16 protein-coding genes are annotated in these 24730 nt (G+C 47.5%); 6 read left to right on the forward strand and 10 right to left on the reverse strand.

All coding sequences use genetic code 11. The features are described from left to right. Positions 1 to 35: 35 nt before the first annotated feature. Complete coding sequence (locus ACO0KV_RS08930; RefSeq protein WP_423041961.1) at positions 36 to 1697, reverse strand: long-chain fatty acid--CoA ligase; 1662 nt, start codon at positions 1695 to 1697, stop codon at positions 36 to 38. A 253-nt stretch (positions 1698 to 1950) separates the two neighbouring features. Between ACO0KV_RS08930 and ACO0KV_RS08935 the strand changes: the two genes are divergently transcribed. Beyond that, positions 1951 to 3381 carry a hypothetical protein gene (locus ACO0KV_RS08935; RefSeq protein ID WP_423041963.1) on the forward strand — a complete coding sequence of 477 codons (1431 nt, stop codon included), beginning with the start codon at positions 1951 to 1953 and terminating at the stop codon, positions 3379 to 3381. Between the two features lie 11 nt (positions 3382 to 3392). On the opposite strand, the gene ACO0KV_RS08940 is transcribed toward ACO0KV_RS08935, so the two are convergent. The 3 genes from ACO0KV_RS08940 to ACO0KV_RS08950 form a co-directional block, all read right to left on the reverse strand. Further along, positions 3393 to 3863, reverse strand: coding sequence for a DUF2721 domain-containing protein (locus tag ACO0KV_RS08940; protein WP_423042023.1), 471 nt, complete (start codon positions 3861 to 3863; stop codon positions 3393 to 3395). A gap of 398 nt (positions 3864 to 4261) precedes the next feature. Further along, complete coding sequence (locus ACO0KV_RS08945; protein WP_423041965.1) at positions 4262 to 5617, reverse strand: ATP-binding protein; 1356 nt, start codon at positions 5615 to 5617, stop codon at positions 4262 to 4264. After that, positions 5614 to 6342, reverse strand: a complete 729-nt coding sequence (locus ACO0KV_RS08950) for a response regulator (RefSeq protein ID WP_423041967.1) — start codon at positions 6340 to 6342, stop codon at positions 5614 to 5616. The genes ACO0KV_RS08945 and ACO0KV_RS08950 overlap by 4 nt, the downstream gene beginning before the upstream one ends. Positions 6343 to 6716: 374 nt before the next feature. Between ACO0KV_RS08950 and ACO0KV_RS08955 the strand changes: the two genes are divergently transcribed. Continuing rightward, complete coding sequence (locus tag ACO0KV_RS08955; protein ID WP_423041969.1) at positions 6717 to 7241, forward strand: Spy/CpxP family protein refolding chaperone; 525 nt, start codon at positions 6717 to 6719, stop codon at positions 7239 to 7241. A 42-nt stretch (positions 7242 to 7283) separates the two neighbouring features. Here the strand turns inward: ACO0KV_RS08955 and ACO0KV_RS08960 are convergent, their stop codons facing one another. The 3 genes from ACO0KV_RS08960 to ACO0KV_RS08970 all read right to left on the reverse strand — a co-directional run bounded on the left by ACO0KV_RS08960 (position 7284) and on the right by ACO0KV_RS08970 (position 12233). Then, complete coding sequence (locus tag ACO0KV_RS08960) at positions 7284 to 9506, reverse strand: EAL domain-containing protein (protein WP_423041971.1); 2223 nt, start codon at positions 9504 to 9506, stop codon at positions 7284 to 7286. Positions 9507 to 9582: 76 nt separating this feature from the next. Then, the gene (locus tag ACO0KV_RS08965) at positions 9583 to 10857 is read right to left on the reverse strand and encodes an Hsp70 family protein (RefSeq protein WP_423041973.1); all 1275 of its coding nucleotides are present in this window, start codon (positions 10855 to 10857) and stop codon (positions 9583 to 9585) included. A gap of 71 nt (positions 10858 to 10928) precedes the next feature. Then, complete coding sequence (locus ACO0KV_RS08970; RefSeq protein WP_423041975.1) at positions 10929 to 12233, reverse strand: hemolysin family protein; 1305 nt, start codon at positions 12231 to 12233, stop codon at positions 10929 to 10931. A 302-nt stretch (positions 12234 to 12535) separates the two neighbouring features. Here ACO0KV_RS08970 and ACO0KV_RS08975 point away from each other — a divergent pair, with 302 nt between their 5' ends. Beyond that, positions 12536 to 13792, forward strand: coding sequence for a TCR/Tet family MFS transporter (locus ACO0KV_RS08975; protein ID WP_423041977.1), 1257 nt, complete (start codon positions 12536 to 12538; stop codon positions 13790 to 13792). 92 nt (positions 13793 to 13884) lie between these two features. Here ACO0KV_RS08975 and ACO0KV_RS08980 read toward each other — a convergent pair whose 3' ends face one another. Then, entirely contained in the window at positions 13885 to 15204 is a 1320-nt protein-coding gene (locus ACO0KV_RS08980; RefSeq protein WP_423041979.1) for a dicarboxylate/amino acid:cation symporter, read from the reverse strand. A gap of 618 nt (positions 15205 to 15822) precedes the next feature. On the opposite strand from ACO0KV_RS08980, the gene ACO0KV_RS08985 reads away from it, so the two are divergent. Continuing rightward, positions 15823 to 18708: a TonB-dependent receptor domain-containing protein gene (locus tag ACO0KV_RS08985; RefSeq protein ID WP_423041981.1), complete on the forward strand. Its 2886-nt coding sequence runs from the start codon at positions 15823 to 15825 to the stop codon at positions 18706 to 18708. Positions 18709 to 18784: 76 nt separating this feature from the next. On the opposite strand, the gene ACO0KV_RS08990 is transcribed toward ACO0KV_RS08985, so the two are convergent. Together ACO0KV_RS08990 and ACO0KV_RS08995 are read right to left on the reverse strand one after the other, a co-directional pair. Next, positions 18785 to 20242, reverse strand: coding sequence for a PLP-dependent aminotransferase family protein (locus tag ACO0KV_RS08990; protein ID WP_423041983.1), 1458 nt, complete (start codon positions 20240 to 20242; stop codon positions 18785 to 18787). Positions 20243 to 20376: 134 nt separating this feature from the next. Beyond that, a complete protein-coding gene (locus ACO0KV_RS08995) occupies positions 20377 to 21228 on the reverse strand; it encodes a hypothetical protein (RefSeq protein WP_423041985.1) in 852 nt (283 codons plus the stop codon). A gap of 312 nt (positions 21229 to 21540) precedes the next feature. On the opposite strand from ACO0KV_RS08995, the gene ACO0KV_RS09000 reads away from it, so the two are divergent. Together ACO0KV_RS09000 and ACO0KV_RS09005 are read left to right on the forward strand one after the other, a co-directional pair. After that, the gene (locus ACO0KV_RS09000) at positions 21541 to 23256 is read left to right on the forward strand and encodes a DUF1800 domain-containing protein (protein ID WP_423041987.1); all 1716 of its coding nucleotides are present in this window, start codon (positions 21541 to 21543) and stop codon (positions 23254 to 23256) included. 10 nt (positions 23257 to 23266) lie between these two features. Next, positions 23267 to 24679, forward strand: coding sequence for a DUF1501 domain-containing protein (locus ACO0KV_RS09005; protein WP_423041989.1), 1413 nt, complete (start codon positions 23267 to 23269; stop codon positions 24677 to 24679). Positions 24680 to 24730: the final 51 nt, after the last annotated feature.

Raw genomic sequence — 24730 nt, forward strand, 5'->3', positions numbered from 1 at the left:
GTTTCAGGCATACGTGATAGGAACATTTACAAGGTTTATTTTTTACTGAATTCCTGTTCCTGCAATGCGCGCCACATCACTTTTCCCGTTCCTGACTTTGGTAAAGCCTCTACAAAATCGATCATTTTTGGTACTTTATAGGCAGCCATTTTTTGGTTGGCCCAGAAAATAATATCTTCTGCGTTCACAGTGGAGTTGATTTTCTTAACGATGACCGCTTTCACTGTTTCGCCACGGTAGGGATCGCGACTGGCGATCACGCAGCAATCGAGAATATCCGGATGCTGATACATCATCGACTCTACCTCAGCAGGCCAGACTTTAAATCCGCTGGCATTGATCATTCGTTTGAGGCGGTCCGTAAAGAAAAAGAATCCCTCGTCGTCGATATAGCCCAGATCTCCTGAGCGGAAAAATTGTTTGCCATCTAGTTCGGCAAATGCTTCGGCTGTTTTTTGGGGATCGTTCCAGTAACCCTTGAAGACTTGTGGACCATGAATCCAAATTTCACCTTGCTCTCCTTGGGCGACCTCTTTACCTGTTCCGGGATCAACAACCCGCGCATCAACATTGAACAGCGGGATACCGAGGCATTGCTGCTTCATGCGGTGGGGAGGATTGACATGCGAAGGTGCCATAGTTTCGGAGAGCCCGTAGCCTTCCATGTAGACTTGCCCCGTAAGTTCTTTGAGTTTTTGAGCAATCGCTGCGGGCATGGCCGCGCCACCGCCAGATACGCGAGCGAGTCTGGAAATATCGTATTCTTCGAGACGAGGATTCGATAAAAAATCGATCATCATCGACGGCACTAACGTCCAATTAGTCACCCCATAACGCGTAATCAATTGTCCCGCTGCGTCTCTATCCCAGCGCGGCAAGATAACCAGCGTGCCACCACAATAGAGCGTGACGTTCATGACCGACTGCATCCCAGTCACATGAAAGAACGGCAGGACCGCTAAGGTAACCTGGTTCGGGACGCCGACACCAGTCCACACTGGGCTGGCTGCGATGTTGAACATCACAGTACTATGGGTATGGACACAACCTTTAGGGTGTCCCGTTGTACCTGAGGTGTATGGCATGCAAGCTAGATCGTCTGGCCCTGCTACATGCTCACCCGGCGTCATCGTTGTCGCTAATGCTTTTTTCCAAGACGTCATACCATCTAAGGCGGGAACATCCACTGGCGCCTTTACAAATTCGGGTACGTTGAGGCTGGTGTCGTTAAGTAAATAATCGGAATACGTACTGACAATGATGTGTTGTAGATCGGACTGGTTGAGTAGTTCAGCGAATCGGGGCAACACCTCTTGTGCCACGATGGCAGTTTTTGCGCCGCTGTCACGTACATAATGCGTTAGTTCATCGCTCATCAACATGGGGTTAACAGGAACGACCATTGCATCAGCTCTTAAAATCGCATAATAACTGATCACAAATTGCATACAGTTTTGCATGTTCAGTAAAACACGATCACCACGCTTGACACCACATGCGTGTTGCAAATAACCCGCCAGAGCAACGACTTCTGCGTGTAGTTGACGATACGTCAGCACAGAATCATAAAAGATCAATGCAGGCTTGTCAGGGTAACGGAGAGCTGAAATATGCAGATTCTGATAAACGCTGGTGGCGGGCGCGATCAGTTGATACGGCAAGCCTTGTGGCCAATGCGGATAATGCAAGGTATTCATGGGGTGTCTCCGTATGATGAAAACCGAAAGTCGAGATTGCCACATTTATTGGTTATTTGCACTAGTCTTTGCAACGATGAATGTATAAAGATTCTTTCATTTGCGATTTTGGTAACTAGGATGCTTGCTTATAAAGATACAATGCGTTTCTTACGTATGTTAAGGACTGACATTGGAAAGCTGGAGCCCCTTTCTTGGGACGATAGCCCTACGGTTCTCAACTGTTGATTAATTTTTGATTCGTGGAGCCATTGTGAATTCCCAGCCCAGATTTGCTCATCTCGCGCTTGTCGCAACGCTTAGTTTTATATTGTCTGCATGTGGGGGCGGTAGCAGCAGTAGTAGTGGAAGTAGCGGATCGGGTTCGTCGAGCAGTGCGGTATCGGTCACTGCACCAGCACCAACGACGGTCTCTAGCGGGAATCCATTGAGTTTTGTCGGACATGCCAGCAGCAGTGCTGGAGCTATTACCAGTATGTATTGGCAAATCACAACGCTGACACTAGGTGCTAATCCAGTGACGGCGGTGGCTAACAGTAGTTGCACCAGCACGCAGGCAGATGCGACTGGTAGCGGCGTGAGCTGCACGTTGCAGTTGACGCCCCCAGCATTGCTGACGGCGGATAATACGTATCAGCTGTCTTTCTACGCGACAGATGCGAAAGGCAATACTAGCAACACGTCCACCTCGCTCAAGGTGCTGCAATCGGCCTCAAGCACCAGCAATCCTGTTGTGACCGTTGGTGCAAACGCCAGCGTCACATCTGGGGACACTGTGCCTCTAACCTGCTCGGCAACCGCAGGAACGACGGAAGCAAGTGGCGTTACGTTTTCTTATCAGTGGGCAGTCAACGACGCTGCAGGGCTGACTCTGAATCTGATTAATTCGACATCCGCGAGCAGTAGTTTTGTGGCGCCAGTGGTGACGCAGGCAACCACCGTCAAATTGCAATGCCGTGTGACTGACAGCAATCAAAAGACGGGCACAGCAATTCAAACAATCACCATTAACCCGATTGTGTTGCCGACTGCGGTACCGATCTCTGGCAGTGGCGGTAACATCTTGCCTGGTGCCACGCAGACATTAGATGGGACGCCAAGTAAATTGTATGATGCCAATGGCAAAGTCACGACGGGGACGATTTATTATTTATGGCGATATACTTCCGCATCGCCATCAACAGCAGCCCCGATCACAGTGATCAACCCGAACAGCGCGATTGCCAGCGTCGTTTTTCCAAGTGTCGTAACGACCCCAACGACGTACACCTTTACGTTGTATGCGTCTAGTTCACCGATTGATTCGACGAACTTATCGAGTAGTTCCGTTAAACAGTATCCTGTAGTGTTCTACGTCAGCGCTCTGCCGCCTATTTTTGTGACGGTCAATAATCCGATTCAGCAGGTGACGAGTGGCGCAACGGTTTATCTGGTTGCCAGTTCAACGACGAGCTCCACGACGTCAACACCAATTTACTATAGCTGGATTCAGACGAGTGGGCAGACTACGGTGAGTCTCGTCAATTACAATGCGCAGTCAACTGGATTTATCGCGCCGTCGCTTACGCCGGGAACTAAGCCGCTGACTTTTACATTTCAAGTATGCGCTTCCTACGAATCACCAGCACCATGCCCAGGCGTTGCCAGTTCGTCCTCGAATGTCTTAGTCGTCGTTAGTCCGTAACATCCACTGGCTCAGCGCGGCAAACGTCTAATTTTGTCGCGCTGATGTTGGCGGGAGAGTGTGAGAGTTGCCACAAATATTTCTCTCATGAAAAAAATAAAACTGCCGATCAGCGATAAAATCCCGCCGACAAACAAGGCAGCGATCAATTTATCAAGTGTTAGTCCCGTCGCATCACCTAAAAACAATGCTGCAATCACCAGACAAATGAGCAAGCCCGTTGTCGTACTGAGAGTGATTGCTCGGTTGATCAAATGCGAACGGCGATATAACTCATCGAGTTCTTCTTCTAGCTCCGCTTCCATCTCGATGCGTTTACCTTCTTCTGTACGCAGCAATTGTTCAACGACGCGCGCGCGGTCGATGATGCGCGCTAGGCGACTGGTGAGTACCGAGAGTTTCGTTCCAACACCCGTGAGTAAAAACACAGGCGCAATCGCCAGCTGGATAGTATGACCCACATCACCTAGTTGTAAATTAATCATGATTATATTTTCTCTTATTGTTAGGATTAACGCTCAAATTACTTTAGTGGTGTGGCGCTCAGCTGCGTAGCAGAGTGACAGATAGTGTTCATAGCAATTGTCTGACCAATTTTCTGACTTACCTTGAATTACAAGACAACGCCACCGGTTACATTGGATATTTATTTGTTAGCGATGAGTGCAGGATACATCAAAGAAAGCAGATATCTCTCGGCTACGTGAGCTCAGACCGAAAGGTCTCCAGACATAGCTGATAGCCTTCATGCTATAGACAACGCTATGTTAACCGATGTCGATGACGTGCTCAAGTCTGCCATTGAACCACAAAGTGTGGCTGAGATGATCGTTTATCCTCTCAGAGGGTTACTGAGAAGAATTTTGTCAGGAGAGGAGAATCAGCTTCTTTCAGAAGACTGATGAACAGGAAGGGTGAGTGCCACTTCTAAGCCACCCTCTGGCAGATTGCTTAACTGAAGTTGTCCACCATGTTGTTGGGCAATATTTTGTGCAATGGTTAAACCGAGGCCGGTACCACCAGATTCGCGCGAGCGGGAGGTTTCCATACGAAAGAACGGTTCAAACACCTTTCTCTGAAAGTCGGCTGGAATACCGGCTCCCCCATCATGGATCAAGATTTTAAGGACGTCAGTTGCGTCATCTTTTTCTAATTTCAGGCTAATTTTTGCATAATGACCATATTTGACTGCATTATCAATCAAATTGGTCAGACAGCGCCGCAATGCCTGCGGTTTTGCCAGAATGGTAATTCCTGGAAGGCCTGAAAAGCTCACTTGCTGTCCAGCCTCGACTGCATCGCTGCAAACGCTGTCGATCAATGAGTCAATATCCAGTGGCCGGAGTGCCTCGCTACTGTCCATACTACGAGCCAAATCTAGTCCTTCGCGTATCATCATTTGCATGGCCGAGAGATCACCAATGAGCTTGTCACGTAACTCTGGATCACTCACTTTTTCTAAGCGCAACCGCAAACGTGTTAATGGCGTTTGTAAATCATGCGTAATCGCTGCGAGCATGTGTGTGCGCTGTGAAATATGGTGGCGAATACGCCCCTGCATGGCATTGAAAGCCCGTGTCGCCTGTTGAATTTCGCTCGTACCTTTTTCAGGTAGTGCCGGACTATTGATATCTTGCCCGAGTGCCATCGCTGCTTCAGCCATTTGTTGAAGCGGACGCATCGCCATTTTTGCAATGACATAGGACAAAATTGCGATGCTGACCAAAAACATGAGCAAATACTGTACAAAATCAGAATGCAATGGCGGTGTCGAGCGAGGTGGCGTCACCGTTAAACGCAGGCCCGTACCATCATGCAAGGTAATCCCTAGTGTTTCACACGGGAGATGGGGTACGTTTGTTCCTTTCGGCTGGCGTGGGCATAAAGCTGCATCCGTTGGTAATGAGGTGACATGGAAACTTTCTCCCAGCTTTTCACTAACGGCTTTTGCATAATCGGATTCAGGCGTCGCAGGCGTGCTTTCTGATGGTGCGGAGGCAACCTGCAGACCCATTGGTGGCGCTGCCGCCAAAAATTGCTCTCGGCTGGACGTTGGTAACACGTCCAAGGCGCGCGCCATCTGTTCCGTACGTTCGATATTGTGTGAAACTCGGTATTGCATGAGCGTTCTTTCACGCTCACCAAAGGCCAGCCAGCCAGTCAATGCGGTGGAAGAAACCATACCCACCATCAGTACGGAAAACACCCGCCCCCACATTGACGACAGAATATTCATGTATTTTTTTCTGTCACCACGCTAACAGCCAACACATAGCCACCATTACGTACAGTTTTGATGATTTGCGGTGTCCGAGCATCTTCGCGTAATTTTTGTCTTAAACGACTGATCTGAATATCAATCGAGCGATCAAACGGATCAGCATCACGACCGTGGGTCATGTTTAATAACTGATCACGATTGAGGATACGGTTTGGATGCTCCAGAAATATGTTCAGCATTCTGAATTCTGCACCGGATAAAGAAACGATCATGTCGTCTGGGCTGATCAGATGCCGTGCTGTCATGTCCAGCGTCCAGCCAGCGAATTTGATTTTCTGGGCAGCATCACCGCCGGAATGAGAGTTCGTATGCTGCGTGCGGCGTAGCACGCTCCGAATACGCGCTAATAACTCGCGTGGTTCGAATGGTTTTGGTAAATAATCATCGGCACCCATCTCCAGACCAATAATTCGGTCGAGTGGTTCGCCGCGGGCTGTCAACATGATGACCGGAACATTCGACTTGCCACGCAAATTTCTGCATAACGTTAATCCGTCGTCACCAGGCAGGTTCAGATCAAGAACAATCAGTTCAAAGTGATGTTCCAGCATAGCTGCCCACATGGTGGGACCGTCGGCCGCCATAATTGCGGTGTAGCCATTGTGATCAAGATATTCCGCGAGTAGATTACGGATCTCACGGTCATCGTCAACGATAAGAATTTTATTTGATGTATCCATATGTCCCATTATGAGCTTGGTTCCCCGCAAAAAAATGGTGATTTTGTATCAGCTTGTTATGATAAACCTTTGTCTGGAAACTTAGCATCATCAATTTTGCAATTTGCTTCTTCTATGTTACGCACGGATACAAAGAGCAGCAAATAGATAATCGCAAGATACAAGCAAAGCGCACTATATGCTCAGGTTAGTACCGTCTGGTGAATCCTCATAAATGCCGAATTATTGATGCTGAATTATTGTGAACATCAGAGAATCAAAATTGTTTCAATGAGGATTTATGCAAAACTGTCATTGTCCCCTAAAGGCTATCTGTTGCCGTGCTCCACAATGGTAGTTCTGCGTAAGTCCTGTCAGTTTGAAAAGTGATAGACATGAAAAAATTGAAATTAACATTATTAATCCTACTTGCTATTGCAGGTGTGAACGTCGTTGGCGGAGCCTTTGCTCAAACAAACGCCACTCTTCCTGTTGCTTCCATGAATGGAGAGCATTCTCCAATTCGTTCTCCGCAAGAGATTGAAAAATGGCAAGAAAAGCGGAAAGAGCAAATGGCAAAACATCAATCTGAACTGCATGATAAATTAAAAATTATGCCAGCTCAGGAGCCAGCATGGAAAACTTTTACACAGGCAATGACGCCAGCATCAGTGGTGGAGGAACCGTTCAATCAAGACGCCGATAAATTAAGTACGCCTGAGAGAATGGCACGCTCGTTGGAAAAAATGAAGCATCGTGAAAACTTAATGCAGACGAGGTTAGAAGCCGTCAAAGTGTTTTATGCTGCATTGACACCGGAGCAACAGAAAATATTTGATGAAACTCACGCTCGTGCGCAAAAAGAAATGCAGGAGCGGATGGCTAGACAAATGGATAAGCAGTCATTGATTGCACACTGAATAAGACAGGCGAGCGTATTTTATCCACCCCTCGCCTGTTTTTTAAATGCGCGCCTTAACCCATTCCAACAACACATCCTCAGACATCGGTTTACCGAGGAAAAACCCCTGCCCCTCATTGCATCCCATTGCTTTTAAAATATCCCAGTGAGTTTGCGTCTCGATCCCCTCTGCAATGACTTTCAGACCTAATTTTTTACCTAGTTGTGTAATTAGTTCTGCAATCCTCGGACCGGTTGGTGTATCAATCTGCTGGACAAAAGCGCGGTCGATTTTAAGACGGTCGACAGGCAGCTTGTCTAAATAACTGAGGGATGAAAATCCGGTACCAAAATCGTCAATTGCAATATGAATCCCCATTTTTTTCAGATCATGTAAGCGTGATTCAAACATACTGGCACTGGCCATCGTTACCGATTCGGTGATCTCTAACTCCAGACTATCTGGCCTTAAACCGCTATCAGCGAGCGCTTTACGTACATTCTCGACAAAATCATCTTGCCTGAACTGAACGACGGAGACATTGACGGCCATTCTCTCCGGTGCGAGTCCAGCCTGCTGTAGCCTGACCATTAAAAAACAGGCGGTACGTAAGACCCAGGCACCCAGACTGATGATCAGACCTGAGTATTCGGCCAATGGAATAAAATCGTTTGGTGGAATCATCTGGCCATCATCCGTGCGCCAGCGTATCAATGCTTCTAGACCAATAAAGCGTTTGGTACTGAGATCAATCTGTGGTTGATACATTAAAAAAAGACGTTCGGCATCAAATGCTTCGTGCAAATGCTGCATCAGTGTTGCCCGTTCGCGTATTTCCAGACCCATCTTCCGGGTAAACAACGTGTAACTACCGCGCTGGTAGATCTTACTCCGTTTTAAGGCAATGCTGGCATCTTTTAATGCTTCAGCCCCGTCAGTTTCATAGCCAGCCAGCTCGACCATACCCGTCGACGTCGACACTGCGTGTGCGGTGTCATCAAAAATAAAAGGGGAGCTGAATAATTGTTTTATTTTTTCGGGCAGTAATTGTGACTGATGACCCAGCAAGCCAAAGACGTCACCGGATATACGCGCCAAGAAAATCTCGTCGCCGAGATCGGTACGTAACCGGTCAGCAACCGCTTGCAATAGAAGGTCGCCGTAATGGTGACCTAGTACGTCATTAATTTCTGCAAAGTCGTCGATATCAATTAATGCCAGCATTTGCTGCGGGACTTTATTTTTGATCAGTTCATTGATGTGGTCGATAAATGTCAAGCGGTTCGGCAGCATCAATAATTGATCCCGATAGGCATGATTTTTCAGCTGATTCACGAGGCTGAGGTTGTCGAGGCATACACCGATATTTGAACAAAAGACTTCCAATAAGTGATGGTTGATTTCTGACAACGCATATGGCAGGTCTATATATGCTGCTAGTGGGCGATTTCCACGACCCGAAAAATACAAGGTCATATGATGCTCACTAAATAGCGATTCGCGATTGGTCAGGACATAGTGAAGTGCATCCTCAATTTTCTTGTCACCGATATCGTCGATCGCGCAATTCATGAGTCGACTATATTGTCCAGCCGAGGCAATGACATTAAATTGCTGTCGATGATTACTTTCGAAGGGTTCTCCTTGCGCACACAACAGTCCCTCTGGTGGGACGCCGCAGAGGGCTGCAATTTGGGTGATCACACCAGCAGCAAAAGCGTCAATACCATGTTCAACGGTAAATGAGGCGCTCGACATAATGATTTGATGCAGACCGCGACGGCTGGCGTCGATAGTCCGGATCTGATCGTAAGAGCGGATGGCGGCAGTTAAGGATGTCAGCAACTTTTTACGGGTGAGTTCGTTTTTTGTTTTATAGTCGTTGATATCATAATCACGAATCGCATCTTCCTCTGGGGCATAGCCTGGCTGACCAGTGCGCAGAATGATTCGCGTATCGTGCCATCGGAGCTCGTCTCTGATGTAGCTGACGAGCTCCAGACCAGCATGCTCCGTTTCCATCACGACATCGAGCAGAACGACGGCGATGTCAGATTCAGTGGCAAATACGCGCCGGGTTTCTTCTTTGGAGTAGGTATGAATAAACTCTAGAGGACGATTCAGAATTTGCGTGTATTGAAGTGCAAAACAGGTTGTTTTGTGGACGTCATCATCATCGTCAACAATGGCAATTTTCCAGCTTCGCTGGCGATGAGACGGCGCTGATAATGGGCTTTCGTCTAAGTCTTCTTCAATGAACAAATCGTCGTCATCGATCGCCATGCAACCTCCCAAGAGGGGACATCTATAGGACTAGCTTTTCAGTATAGCCTTATACGAAAAAACGAAAAGCGCAGGCTTAGGCGAATCGGCGTGCAGCATCCAAGCCAAGCCCGGCACCAATACTTCCAAATAAATCACCTTCAACATTACGAGCGTTGGGGACGATGGCTGCAATTTGCTGGCGCAGACCACGTACACCACTAGAACCGCCTGTAAAAAATACAGTATCGACCTGGTCAGGCCGGATTCCTGCATCGTCAATGACAGCCGATACTGCATTGGCGATACTGACACTTAAATGACCGATTGCTGATTGCAAACCTGTTTGCTCGATAGTTAAGGAACAGGCAGTTGATGCTTGTTTGCTACGTAAACGTTCTAGTTGTAAAGTTACCATGTCTTTGTCAGAAAGCAAAATTTTAGCTTCCTCTGCTTTAATCGCGAGCCAGTGTCCATCCTTGTCTTCGACAAGGTTGATTAAACGGTCAAAACGCATCCGGTATTCAGGATTCTGGATATCGCGGTACACGTCAGCCAGCTCTCGTCCAACCTTTTGGGTGTAGACCTGATTGATGGTATGCCATGTTGCCAGATTATAGTAATAACTGGAGGGAATATCCGTCAGATTTGACAATTTTCCACCAAGTCCAAGCAACGGCATGATGTGTGCCAGACTCAGATACTTGTCAAAATCTGTACCGCCAATATGAATGCCACCATTGCTCAGAATATCCGCACTGCGGTCCAGGACATGCGAGCGCTCAGGTGACAGCCGAACAAGTGAAAAGTCAGAGGTACCACCGCCAATATCGGCGACGAGCACCAGCTCTTCTTTGGTGATCCGTGACTCGTAGTCGAACGCGGCAGCGATGGGTTCAAACTGGAAGTGAACTTCTTTAAAGCCCGTTTCCAGCGCAATATCTTCTAAGGTATTTTGCGCTATGCGGTCAGCATTTTTGTTATCATCAATAAAATGCACAGGACGCCCCAGAACTGCATAGTCAAATTGCTGACCCGCAGAGGTTTCGGCGCGGTGTTTGAGTTCGCCGATAAACTGTCCTAACAAGTCACGAAATGCGATACTTTTTCCTAGTACTTCAGTCTGACCATCCATCAGACTCGTTCCCAGCAAGCTTTTCATGGAACGCATCAGGCGTCCCTCGTAGCCCGCAAGATAGTTACTCAGCGCCGCGCGGCCATAGCTGACTTCCTCATCTTCAGCATTAAAAAAGACCACCGATGGCAGGGTCAGCTTATCCTGTTCGAGGGTTAACAGTGCTGGCCGATTGGCCTGATGCCAACCCACTGTTGAATTTGAGGTGCCAAAATCTACTCCGCAAGCTTGAGACATGAAACTTTCCTGATTAAAACGAAAACGCCGTCAACCTGATGCTGGCGGCGTTAGAATTCTGCAAATAATTGTTAGGAGGCTGGAACGTCTTCGACGCGTACTACCAGCAATTGGTCGATACGGTAATGGTCAATATCGACAACTTCAAATTTGTACGAGCCGACCATCACGTAATCCGTACGTTTTGGTATTTTCTTGAGCATCGTCATCATGAATCCTGCAATAGTCTCATAGCTGCCCTGCTCCGGCAAGGAATCAATATCCAGCGCGCGGCAGACATCTTCAATTGTTGTCGCGCCGTCAATTAGCCATGAATTCGCGTCGCGCTGAACGATCTGATCTTCAAGGAAGGGGTGAACCAGATTTCCCATGAGCGTACTTAATACGTCGTTGAGTGTGATGACACCGACGACTAGCGCATATTCGTTCAAAATGACGGCAAAATCCTCGCGTGTACCCTTAAATTGCTCCAACATCTCTGATAATGTCAGCGAGTCAGGTACTGCTAATGCGGTACGGATGGATAATTCCTGCACTTTAGAAAACGCTTGGTTCGTCAGTACACGCTTTAAGATGTCTTTGGATTCGACGTAGCCGACGACGTGATCAATATGGCCGTCACAGACCAGAAATTTTGTATGCGGATGCTCAGCAATTTTTTGCCGGATGACGACATCACTGTCTTGCAATGTGAAATACACAATACTATCCCGCTGCGACATCGCACTTGGTACCGTGCGGCTTTCCAGTTCAAACACATTGCCTATCATGTGATGTTCACGCGCTTGCAAGACGCCGGCCTCGGCACCAGCATCAACCATGGCGTAAATCTCATCTGAGGTGATTTGCTCGTTGCGTTCCATGGGCAACTTTAATAAATTAAAAATTAGATTCGAGAGTCCATTAAATACCCAGACTAAAGGCTTAAATAAGCGGACGCAGAGCAGCATCGGTGTGACAACGACAATAGCGACAGATTCGGGTGCAATCATGGCTAGTTTTTTTGGCATCAGATCAGCAAACAGAATAAAAATTGACGTGACAAACAAAAAAGAACTCAGAAAGCCAGCGGTATCAATCCATGCATCGTCACCCAACAAGGTATGAAACACCTTCGCAAAATAGGGGGTCAACGCTTGCTCACCCAAAATACCGCCGAGAATTGCTACACCGTTGAGACCAATTTGCACCACCGTAAAAAAATGTCCCGGTGCTTGTTGTAGTTCTAATACTTTGGCGGCACGTAATTCTCCTTCAGATTCCAGCATCTGTAATTTCACTTTGCGCGCAGCCGCCAGCGAGATCTCTGACATCGAGAAAAATGCGCTGATTGCCACTAACAAGGCAATCACCAGAAAGTGATCAAATAAAGGCATAAGTACTCCGAAATCCATGTGAGGTCGTGTTAACTCCGCTTTACGATCAGCAAACGATTTACTTTCCACGTGTGCATTATGTTGGCGCATGCTGGAAGGACATCGTTAAAGCGGAGAAAAGAACTCGGTGCAAAAAAATTCTGTACGGGTTCTATTCTTTGAATCATATACTATTGCAATTGCATCAAAATGACAGCCAGAGATAACCCAGCAATGCACATTGTTGTTCAGTGTTGTTTCTTAGCTGCACAAGCGTGACCCTGACGCCACTCCTCTTTTGTCTTCACTGAAAGCTTGCAAGGATGACTTCACCTGATCTTTCTACCAGTACTGCTGGACCGACCACAACGACGTTTTCAACGAATGTACGGTTTGTACTGATTACGGTATTTCTCGATATTCTGGGGATTGGATTGATTATCCCGGTATTGCCACGCTTGGTCGGTAGTTTTACGCAACAAGCCGATGCGCAGGCGCAGTGGTATGGCGCTATCGTTGCTATCTACGGTGTGATGCAGTTTTTCTTTGCGCCAGTCATTGGTGCACTCAGTGATCGGTATGGGCGTCGTCCAGTATTGCTGACATGTGTTTTTGGGCTGGGGTTGAACTTTTTATTGCTTACACAAGCGACCAGCATTTACTGGCTTCTTATCATACGTGCATTAGGTGGCGTAACCGCAGGGAATTTGTCGGTCGCTAATGCGTATATTGCCGACGTTTCTTCACCGGAAAATCGCAGCAAAGCCTTGGGTAAGATCGGCGCGATGTTTGGGTTGGGTTTCATCTGTGGCCCAGTCACGGGTGGATTGCTTGGTGAGGCGAATATCCATTATCCGTTTTACCTGGCCGCCATCGTATCTTTGTCAAATGTTGTGTATGGCTATTTCTCTTTGCCGGAGTCTTTGCCACTGTCTAACCGTAAGCCATTCTCCATGACATCAGCGAACCCGTTTGCCGGTCTGAGCGGGCTGGCACATTTGCGTGGCGTGGGTTCGCTGGTATGGGTGTACGGGTTGACCATGTTTGCCCAATTTACCCTTCAGACCACGTGGGTGTTATCCACGGAGTTGCGCTTTGGCTGGACACCCATGCAAAACGGTCTTTCGTTATTTATGGTGGGTATCTCCAGCGTGGTCATGCAAGGGGTATTTTTGGGGCGTTACATTAAACGCGTCGGTGATGCGAACGCGATTCTGTTTGGACTGATTTCTTCATGTACAGCGCTGACCTTATATGGTCTGGTCACTCAGGGGTGGATGATGTATGTCCTGATTCTGTGCAATATACTCGCCTTTGCGGCGGGACCCGCGTTGCAGGCATACTTCTCACGGGCCGTGGATGCGCGTTCTCAGGGCGTTGCGATGGGTTCATTGAGTGCACTGGCAAGCATTATGAGCGTTGCTGCGACACTTGCTGGAACAACCCTGTTAGCCCAGGTAAGTCATGCCCCGCGCGGAAGTCTATTGCTGGGTGCGCCATTTTTTATGGCAGCTTCCGTGCAGTTGTTAGCATTAATTATGGCTTACCTTCATATGCGGAAAGTAAAAAAAACCCAGTAAAACGGTAATGCCAATGTTACTGCAAAAAAAATAGCGAACCGACGGTTCGCTATTTTTTTGTCTGACTCAGTTGATCTGTTATCTGATAATAATCACAAATGCTTTGCAGTTGAGATCATTGCTTCATGTTCATCCTGTTGTGTCATTTCCGCGACTGGCTTGTTGTCTAAGACCTTCGTGAGGCGATCCATGTCAACGTCATTACCCCATCTGCCCACAACCACCGTTGCTACGCCGTTACCGATCAGATTCGTTAAGGCACGCGCTTCGGACATAAAACGATCGATACCGAGGATTAACGCCAGACCCGCTACTGGAACATCACTCGCTGCGGACAGCGTTGCTGCCAGAACGATAAAACCACTACCTGTCACGCCTGCTGCTCCTTTGGAAGTCAGCAACAAGACGGCTAACAAGGTCAATTGCTGAACCAGCGTCATTGGCGTATCGGTCGCTTGCGCAATGAAGACGGCTGCCATGGTCAGATAGATCGATGTGCCATCCAGATTGAACGAATAGCCCGTAGGAATCACCAGACCAACGACGGATTTTTTAACGCCAAGTTTTTCTAACTTGCCGATAATCCCTGGTAATGCGGATTCGGAAGACGACGTGCCGAGGACAATCAGCAACTCTTCTTTGATATATTTAACGAATTTCCAGATACTAAAACCGTGGATACGCGCAATCAGACCAAGGATGACGAAGATGAACACGAGGCAAGTACCGTAAAACGTCCCCATTAGGTAACCCAGCGACAGCAAAGATTTAACTCCGAATTTACCGATCGTGAACGCCATCGCACCGAATGCACCGATTGGTGCCACTTTCATGATGTAGCCAACGATCGCAAACAGGACCTGGGAGATTTTTTCGATGAAATCAAATACCAGCGTGCCACGACCACCAAAGCGATGTAATGCAAAGCCAAAGAACACCGCAATGAGCAACACCTGCAAAATTTCGCCTTTGGCAAACGCATCAACAAGAGTCGAAGGAATGATCGCCATCAAGAAATCGACAGTCGTTTGCATTTTGCCTGGTTCAGTATAAGCGGCGATTCCTTTGGTATCGAGGGTATGTATATCAATATGCATCCCTGCACCTGGTTGCAGAATGTTGACCATAAATAAGCCAACGATCAGTGCCAAGGTGCTGACAATTTCAAAGTACAACAATGCCATACCGCCTGTTTTACCAACCTTTTTCATGTCTTCCATGCCGGCGATGCCGATGACGACCGTACAAAAAATGATCGGCGCGATCATCATTTTGATTAGCTTGATGAATCCATCACCGAGCGGTTTCATGGCGGCGCCAGATTGGGGATAAAAATGTCCAAGCATGACGCCTAAAAGAATGGCGACAATCACCTGAAAATACAGGGATTTGTAGATCGGTTGTTGCTGCATATTGTGTCTCCGTTATAAAGGAAGGTGTTGCCTTGATCAAAACAGGCAACGCCGTTGCGGACTCATGTTCCGTCGGCTGATACGTTATCTCAACGTATTGTTAACATTGTCTATCAAAACCCATTATCAAAAATTAAGCACTCAGCGGCTATTGTGGCTTTCCACACCGATTGCAGGTAAACACGAATGCTGCAAGCAGAACCATTTTCTATAAGCTAATAACTTAAATAGTTTAAAGACAACTAAATATAGGTATTTTGCTAATTAAAACGTTTTTTAGTTACATTTATCAGATTTTCAAAGAAATTGCTTTTATATAGCTCCGTTGAAAATTGGCTTTATATCATTTATTTCAAAAAATATTTTGTAAAAAAGAGGTAACTCCAAACGTTCTCTTCATTTTAACCCTTAGAAACCAAAGTGTTGTATGGGACGCGACAGGTTGCAACACGGACGTAACAAATTATTTAATAATCAGAGCAAATAGGGAAAAAATTTTCATCAGAAAAAATTAATTGAAAACGTTGAGTGCATTTTATTGTGTAGATCCAACAGATTTTCATGTGCCCCTATACGACAGGGAAAAAAAGAAAATTAATTAAATAACTGGGAGTGGGTATGGAATTCAGAGAGAAAATTGGGGTTAATGCGGTACGCGTCGCGTTAGCGGTCTTCGCAACTGGTACCCTTATGGCTGCACAAGCGCAAGAACAAACCGCGCCAAATACAGACAAAGTTGAACGCGTGGTGATCACTGGTTCCAACATCAAATCTGTTGATGCCGAGTCGACATCACCTGTGCAAGTGATTAAGCGTGAAGACATCATGCGTCAAGGTGTCACCAATGTTGCTGATTTAATTGGTAGTCTCTCTGCTGCGTCGACCAATGGCAGTAATTTGAGCGATATTGGTGGAAGTAATAGCTTCGCGCCGGGCGGAACAAGTGTTGGGCTGCGTAACTTAGGTGAGCAATCAACGCTGGTCTTGCTCAACGGTCGTCGCCTCCCAGTCTATGCGTTAGCTGACTATACCAATGTGTTTTCTAACGTTGATGCGATTCCATTGGATGCAATCGAACGTATTGAAGTATTGAAAACAGGTGCTTCAGCGATTTATGGTTCTGATGCGGTGGCAGGTGTTATTAACATTATCACCAAAACAAATTACCAAGGTCTTGACGTCACTGCAGATCGTACGCAATCGTCGCACGGTGGTGCGTTTGGAACGTCCAAAGCATCGATCACCGGCGGATTCGGTGACTACGACAAAGATGGCTACAACGTATTGCTTAATGCTGATTTCTACAAGCGCGACAGCACAATGTGGACGAATTTGTTGCAATATACCAATCCAGATTTGCTCAAATACTCTCCAAATTTTGGTAAATATTCGACCTATTCTTACCCAGGTAATATCGTCGACTCCACAGTTACTCCAGTCCCTGGTTGCGCGCCTAGTCTGATTCAGGGCGGCGCATGTAAATACAACAAATACGAACGTTTCCAAGCAGTTCCAGAATCGCAACGTGCGAACTTCTATGGTTCAGGCACCTTAGATCTTGGCGGTGGAACACAGGCCTTTGGCGAAGTGCTGTATTCAAAAATCACCACTAAATACATCAGTGCATTCACTTACTATGGTGATGGTCTGGGTACTGTTGGCTGGGGAAATCCAACGACAGGTCAGCCCCTGACATTTAATTATCTTGGATTGCCCGCCACTAACCCGCTGAACTCAGCCGGTGAGGCAGGCGCTGCGCTGCGTTATCGGTTTGTTGATGCGCCGACGTTTCAGAATGTAGATAGTACAGAGTATCGCGCGATTGGCGGCTTGCGCGGTACATTTAAGGACTTTGATTGGGAAACTGCTGCTGGCGTGATGGGGTCAAAAACCAGCACAACACAGCGTGGAGCATTTAGTAGTTCTGGCTTCATTTCAACAATCGGCGACTACACAAAGTATGTCGCTAATACAAGTTCTGCAAATCTGGCGTACACCGCAACGGATCCAAACTTCTTTAATCAACCTAACGGTTACCATCCAGGTAAAGTCAATGGCGCCGCGGTGTTGAATACCTTGTTCCCAGCATTTGGCTACGAAGGTAAAGATTCGCAAGCGTTTGTTGATGCCAAAGTGAGTGGCACGTTAGCTAAACTTCCTGCTGGTGATTTAGGGTTTGCGTTCGGTGGTGAAATCCGCCACGAAAGCTATTCCAACACACCATCGTCCAATTTATTGAATGGTGACATTGTGGGTTACGGTGCAAGCTCGTCCGACGCATCACGTAACACGAGCTCGTTGTTTACAGAGTTCAATATTCCGGTATTTAAAAAGTTTGAAATTTCAGCCGCTGCCCGAGTTGATAAATATCCAGAGTTATCAGCGCATTTTTCACCACGTCTGGCTTTCCGTTACACACCAACTGATTCTATTTTGTTGCGCGGTACAATAGAGAATGGCTTCCGTGCACCAAACATGGTTGAAAGTGCGCAGTCGACGAAGTACGCCTATCAAGGTGGTACAACAGATCCTTTACGTTGCCAACAAGCGACTAATCTGCAAAATGATTTAATCAACAAGGCAAATGCGTTAAGTCCGAGTGACCCGCAGGTAGCACTTTTGTATGCGCGCGCAGAGGCAGTGTATAGCCAAGAATGTAATTTTGGTTTAGCGATTAAAACGTTGAATAACCCAGCGTTACAACCGGAGAAGTCACAGACGATCTCTGTTGGTATCGTTATCGAGCCAGTTAAAAACTACACTGCGTCTTTCGACTACTGGCATATTGATCGTAAAGGCACCATTGGTATTCCATCGATTTCCCAAGTATTGAACGGTGGACCTCTGCCAACTGGGACGTCAGTCAATCGTGCAAAACTGAATCCAGCAACAGATCCTACATTTACATCGGCAGAAGTCACAACTTACGGTGTGGCAGACGGTCCGTTGCAAAATGTGACGCAGTTGATGGAAAACATGACCGAGCAAATTACTAGTGGTCTTGATGTTGGGTTGAAAGGTAAAACTAAATTCGACAAACTGGGTACGCTGCGTTTTGCATTGGATGGCACTTACCTGTTTAGTTACAAAGACTCGAACATCAGTGACATTACTGAGAATCTGGCCGGTCAATACGGTTACTCTCATGTGACTGCTAATGCGACTGTCTCCTTGGAGACAGGTAACTTTACAAATGGTTTCCGTCTGAACTATAACGACGGCTATGCGCTGCAATTAGGCAAGTACGACGCAACATGGAACGCGTCGACATGTAAAACCAATAAAGTGAATGCATGCTATGTCGCTTCGCAACAAACCGTTGATTATTTCTTTGTTTATAACGGTTTTAAAAATACGGTCATCACTGCGAACGTAATGAACGTATTTAACCAGTTAGCAGCGACGGACATCCGCGCATTTGGTATTGGCGGCGCAATCCCAACCAGTCTGCAAGATGGCCAAGGTCGTATGTTTAAACTGAGCCTGCAATATAAGTTTAAATAATATGTAAAGCAATTTATTGAAAACTCCCGCATCACTTCGGTGATTGCGGGAGTTTTTTATTACTTGATATCGTTTTTTATGCAGCGACGTTTTTTCTGATACGCGCCAAGTCGTCAACGATCCGCCCGAGAATACGTAGCGCATCCTCTAACTCGTGCGAATAATGCGTACCACAATTGAGTCGCAAGAAATGATCGAAGCGGTTTGAATTGGAATACAGCAAACCCGGAGAGACCAGAATATCTTGCCGTAGTGCCGCATCGAAAACAGCGCGTGATGAGACTTGGGATGGCATTTCTACCCAGACTGAGACACCACCGTCAGGGATGGTTAAGCGCGTACCTTCCGGAAAGTAGGTGGCGATACCTTCCGCCATTTTTTCGCGTTGCTCTGTCAGCGTTGTGCGTAATTTCCGTAAGTGACGATCGTACGCGCTAGACTGTAAAAAATTGGCTGCAATCAACTGCGTTAATTCTTCGTTGTAGCGGGTTTGCGCATACTTGAACATACTGATACGTGCATGCCAGCGACCGCCTAACATCCAGCCCAAACGTAAGCCCGGTGCCAAAATTTTATGCAGCGAGGCGCAGTAAATCACATTGCCAGTGCGGTCCCAATGTTTGGCTGCCGTCGGGATCTTGTCTGCATTGGTCAGGGCGCTGTATGAATCATCTTCGATCAACGGGATGTTCTTCGCTTCGCATAAGGCGACTAGTTTTTGTTTATGGGTATCTGGCATCATGCTGCCAAGTGGATTTTGTAAATGCGGTACCACCACGACGGCTTTGATGTTGTCATAGGTTTGCATCGCTAATTCCAGCGCTTCTAGCGAGATCCCTGTGCTGGGGCTGGTGGGAATTTCCAGCGCCTTCATTCCCAGACTTTCAAGGACCTGTAACAAACCGTAAAAGGTCGGAGATTCAACCGCAATCACATCACCCGCATGGGCAACTGCGCGCAAGGCCAGATTTAATGCTTCGATACAGCCATTGGTGACGATCACGTCGTCAGCAGCGATACTCATGCCAACGTCTAGTGCTCGTTTTGCCAGCGCTGCTTTTAGCTCACGATTACCACCGGGGGAAATCGCCTTCGTCAGTAGTAACGGATGCTGGCGCAGCAACTGTGTCGCCAAATGGCGTAGTTGTTTGTGGGGATACAAATCCGGTGCTCCGGTGGCACGCGCCAGATTGATTTTGACTTGCCGTTGACCCTGCGCAATGATGCCCGATACCCGCTCATGAATACCCACAAACTGCGCCGGATCAATGCCTGTCGATGGTTTTGGTTCCAAGGCAGGTGCCAGACGCACCCGTCGAGGTTGTCTGACAAAATAACCTGAGCGCGGCCTAGCCTCTAGCCATCCTTCCGCTTCCAGGTAGCGACACATCTGTAAAGCGGTTGACAGGCTAACCTCATGTAATTGCATGAGTTTTCGTACCGAGGGCATGCGGTCGCCGATGGCCAAGGTGCCATGTCGAATGGCGCTAAGATAATGTTCCGCAATTTGGCGGTAGAGGGTAGGTGCTTGCATAAGCAAATCATCCGCGGTATGGCGTGGCTGGCAAAGATACAGTTAAGCATAGTTGGCACCATAACAGATGTTTATTTTATGCCTTGCTACGATACAGGCCCTCATTAAAGGTGTCTGTTATTGATCGTACCAGCCTAGCCAAAAAACTCTTTGATCAGAAATGCTTCTAGTTGTTCGCTGTCCTGTGGACGGGCGGAGAGTGTTACCACCCGTCCGAGGCGACGTGACTCCCAGCTGAAATCACCCGAATAGTGACTACGAATCAAGTCGATCATTTTGCGCACCATCGCTAGCTGTAAATTGCCTCCCAGTCCTGCATCGACCTCAATAGTTTGTTTCCAGCTATTACCAGAAGTTGGTTTCCAACCGCGGAAAGAGAACATACCAATGCGGGTACTCATACTGATGATCTGGAACACGCCATTGGTGCCTTCACGGCCCGCTGCTTGTTGCATACTGTGACGGACGTTCGCTTCTGCGACCTCTTGTGGACTCATGCCGTGGCTGGACTGGTTTGCTGCCTGCTCGTCCGGATTTGCCGCCTCTTGTTGTGCACGCCGGCGCTCACGCGCTGCATTAAGCATACTCATCATATCCTGTTGTGGCGGTGCTTCGACGATAGGCGCAGGCTGCTTTACGGTGACTTGGGCCATCTCTACTGGCGCGGTGGGTGTCGGTGGCGTTATTGCTTTTTTGGTGTGTGGCACAACCGGTGGCTTAGGTGTAGATTTTTTTGGTGCTGGTGCTGCCATTTTAGCGATCACTGCTTTATCCAGAATAAGCACTATTGGCGCTTGTGATCCTGCGTTATCACCTTGTTTTTTCTTCTTTTCTATTTGCATGTGCAGTAAAAAATACAGCAGCAAACCGTGAATAATTAAAACGATCGCAATTCCGATAAAGTTGGCAGGACGAAATCTCAGATGCAGGTGAACCTCACCAGGTTCGGCATTGTCGTTTTCAGGTGCTTCTATACTCAACTTCATGGATGATGTTTCGGTCTGTCAGGATTTTGAGCTGCCAAGGATACCTCAATCTTTAGAGGAGTCTGTAACAAAGCTTGATAAGAAATTTACATAAACACGGAATATTGCCCATCATTCCTCCGTAATTTGTAACAATTGATTACACGCGACGTCAATTGATTCTCATTTTTTCACTATGAAAATGCTGACATTGGTTGATCGGACGTGCAATTTGTAACTTTTGAAACAACAAATTCCTTTAGGCAATAGCCATGCTATCCACTACTCTACTACCCATTCAACGTCATAGTACGGTGTCAAACGGAGTAGATCATGCAAAACATGCAAGAAGCGACAGCGCAGGTATTAGAAAGACCGGATACTGATCCCTCTCTGTCCCAAATAAATACCACCGCGCTGATGGGACTTGGTGCCAGCAGCGGTCTGTTATTAGCAGCTTGCGGCGGCGGTGCCAGTTCGGGCTTGTCGACTGGAAACGCTACCTCCGCTCCGGTTGCACCGATCACTGATGCACAGGCCTCTAGATTCTTGGCGCAAGCGTCTGTTGGCGCTACCCGCGCAGAAATGGCGAAGGTGCAGTCATCAGGTTATGCAGCTTGGATTGATGCGCAGATTGCGATGCCGCAATCCACGACGCGTTGGAGTTGGCTTAAGGCGAATAGTTTTGATGCTGCAGCAAATATTTTTACTCAAAATGGCTTTGATTCCGTCGCCTGGTACAAACTCATCACCTCGCCAGATACCTTGCGTCAGCGGGTCACCCATGCTCTGGCGGAAATCATCGTAGTCGGTATTGATGGTTTAACAGGTTCAGGATGGCAAGCGTTTGCTGCGGCGAACTATCTTGACGTTCTGGAAGCAAATGCGTTTGGCAACTATCGTACGTTATTGCAGGCAGTCACTATGACGACAGCAATGGGTCAATACCTGACTTATGTCGGCAGTACCAAAGCGAATCCCAAAATCGATTCTCTTCCCGACGAGAATTATGCGCGTGAGCTCATGCAGTTATTTACGGTTGGGTTGCTGACCTTGAACCCTGATGGTACACCTGTGACGGTCAATGGCGCGAATCAAGAAACGTACACGCTCAATGATATTACTGGTCTTGCGCGGATATTCACCGGATGGAACTTCGATCTATCGACCAGCAATACCACGACGCCAGATTTTCATCAAAGGCCATTGACGCAGGTTGCCAGCCGCCATGAAACTGGTGCCTCGACTTTTTTGGGTAGCACGGTACCAGCAGGGCTGGATGGTGCCCATAGTTTGTCGGCAGCGCTCGATATTATTTTTGCTCATCCCAATGTAGCGCCATTTATTAGCCGCCAACTCATCCAGCGGATGGTCACTAGCAATCCATCACCGGCTTACGTACAGCGTATTGCCGCCGTTTTTTCTAACGATGGCAATGGTGTCCGAGGAAATCTTGCCGCGGTCGTGAAGGCCTTGCTCCTAGACGATGAGGCACGCAATAGCACGACTCTGACGAATCCCCAATGTGGTAAATTACGTGAACCGATTAATCGCTTCCTGAGTTGGGCACGTGCTTACAATGTGGCTTCAACGAGTAATTTATGGAATGTAGGGAACACCAGCGATCCTGCCACCAGACTCGGTCAGAGTCCACTGCGTTCTGGTTCTGTATTTAATTTTTTCCGGCCAGGCTATGTGCCACCGAACACCTCGATTGCCAATGCTTCACTCGTTGCGCCAGAATTTCAGATCACCAATGAATCAACGGTTGTTGGCTATGTGAATTTTATGCAAAGAATGATAAGTAAAGGTAACACGGACATCGTACCTGACTACAGCACACTCACACCACTAGCAGCGACACCAACGGCGTTGCTGGCTGAAATCAATACGGTCGTTGCGGCTGGCCAATTGAGTGACGCCACCATCACGGCTTTGGCAACAGCGATCAGTAGTATGCCAAATGGTACTGATGTTGCTGCAGCAAACCGGATTTATGCTGCACTGACATTGGTCTTTGCCGCGCCAGAATACATCGTACAGAAATAAGGATGCCATCATGTCCAATAAGCCAACAATGAAGCCAACGATGAATGCATCACGTCGCGCATTTTTACAGCGCGCATCCTCGTTATCGGTTGCCGGTGTCGCTACGCCTTGGGCACTGAATCTTGCCGCGCTATCAGAAGCGTCAGCGGCGAATGCAACCGACTACAAGGCGACGGTATGCATCTTTTTATACGGTGGTAATGATTATGCCAATACGGTCATCCCCTACGATCCTACCGGCTATAACGCTTACTTCAATTTACGTCCCAGCCTTGGTTATGCACAGAATGTGTTGACGGGTACAGTACTGACCGCACTCAATACACCGGTTGATCGTGCAGGCTTTAGTCATCAATATGCACTGGCGCCAGCGTTAGCCCCGTTAATGCCGATTTTTAACGCTGGCAAGATGGCCGTGATATTGAACGTAGGTACGCTCCTACAGCCAACGACAAAATTACAATATACAAATAAGTCCGTTCCTTTACCGCCTAAATTATTTTCCCATAATGACCAACAATCGGTCTGGCAATCATCCTCCGCGGAGGGCGCTAAGTCAGGCTGGGGTGGAAAGATGGGGGACTTGTTTCAATCATCCAATACCAATTCTACTTTTACGTGTATCAATGTCTCTGGTAATGCGGTGTACCTGTCGGGAAATACTGCGGTGCAGTACCAGATTTCTACAACGGGTTCAGTGCCGCTGAATGGTCTTAAAACACCCCTGTTTGGTTCGACGGCGTGCTCAAGTGCGTTGCAAGTATTGATGACACAGAGCCGCACGCATTTGATGGAAAACGAATACACCCGCATTAATACGCGTGCAATCAACGCCAACACGGTCCTGTCGAGTGCGTTGGCGAGTGCCCCAGCATTGAAAACAGTATTTCCAACTCAAAATAATCTAGGTGATCAGCTAAAAATGGTCGCACGTATGATTTCTATTGCCGCTACAACGGGGGCAAAGCGTCAGGTATTTTTTGTATCGATGAATGGTTTTGATACACACGATGGTCTGGTGACGATTCATCCTAAGCTTATGTCAGGTTTAGCAGAGGCGATGTCTGCTTTTTATAATGCGACGGTTGAGTTGGGTGTAGCAAATAATGTAACGAGTTTTACAGCGTCTGATTTTGGACGCACACTCAGTGGTAATAATGATGGGTCCGACCATGGCTGGGGTAGTATGCATTTTGTCATGGGTGGCGCGGTGAACGGTCAGCGCTTTTATGGCACGCCACCGATCATCGCGTCGAACGGTCCTGATGACGTGGGGCAGGGACGTTTGTTACCAACCACATCGGTTGACCAATATGCGGCAACCTTGGGTAACTGGCTTGGTGTTTCTGACAGTGATTTGTTAACGCTGTTACCGAATCTCGGGAATTACAATGTGAGTAGCCGGAACCTAGGCTTTGTCTGAGGAAACGCTCCGCAGACTTTGCTCTGCGGGTGCCGTCACTGCATAGCGGCA

It is taken from the genome of Undibacterium sp. RuRC25W (genome assembly GCF_049339825.1).
In the GTDB taxonomy this organism is placed as follows: domain Bacteria; phylum Pseudomonadota; class Gammaproteobacteria; order Burkholderiales; family Burkholderiaceae_D; genus Undibacterium.